Here is a 673-nt window from a genome sequence, read left to right on the forward strand (position 1 = left end):
ACCCCGAGCTTCACCTCGCTCCCGTCCGCCAACACCTCCACATGCCCCCGCGGCACCACCACCCGCTGCTCCCGCTCGGCGTACTGCGCAAGAGCCGCCACGCCCCGCTCGAACGCCGCACCACCCCCACCAGCCACCTTCAGCCCATCCGCCGCCGCGCCCTGCCCGCCCTGCGCTGCGTCTCGCGCGTCGGGGGAGGGGAGGGGCTGGATGCCGAGGCGGGTCAGGTGTTCGCGCTGTCCGGGGAACAGACCGTTCCACACCGTGGGGCGGCGCTGGCGCTCCAGCCACCGCCCGATGTCGTCGCCGTGCACGCTGACTCCGGGTACCAGGTCCGCCAGGGTCGCGCCGCCGTCCAGACACAGGGCGACACCGGCGAGGTGCCGCTGCCAGACGAGGGGCCACTGCGGGTTCCAGTCCGGGTCGATCTCCGCGAGCGCCGCGGCCCGCTTCGGCTGACCCTCCAGCGCCCCGGGGCGCCGGCAGTTCGACAACCACTGGCCCACCGCCTTGCCGAGCGCCACCGCCCCGCGCGGGGCGGCCAGGGTGCCGTGCTCGGCGTACCAGGCCCGGGCCGCGGCCAGGTTCTCCTGGAACGCGGCCTCCTGCTCGTCCCACACCATCCCCAGCGACTGAAGCCGCCGGTACCGCCCACCCTCCATACCCCCGGCCC

General features: G+C 75.5%; 1 protein-coding gene. It reads right to left on the reverse strand.

Going from position 1 to position 673, the window contains the following annotated elements; all coding sequences use genetic code 11:
- The coding region (locus ADK60_RS24110; protein ID WP_234371234.1) for a helicase associated domain-containing protein at positions 1–623 on the reverse strand (623 nt) is incomplete at its 3' end.
- Positions 624–673: the final 50 nt, after the last annotated feature.

Source organism: Streptomyces sp. XY431, assembly GCF_001279805.1.
GTDB lineage: Bacteria > Actinomycetota > Actinomycetes > Streptomycetales > Streptomycetaceae > Kitasatospora > Kitasatospora purpeofusca.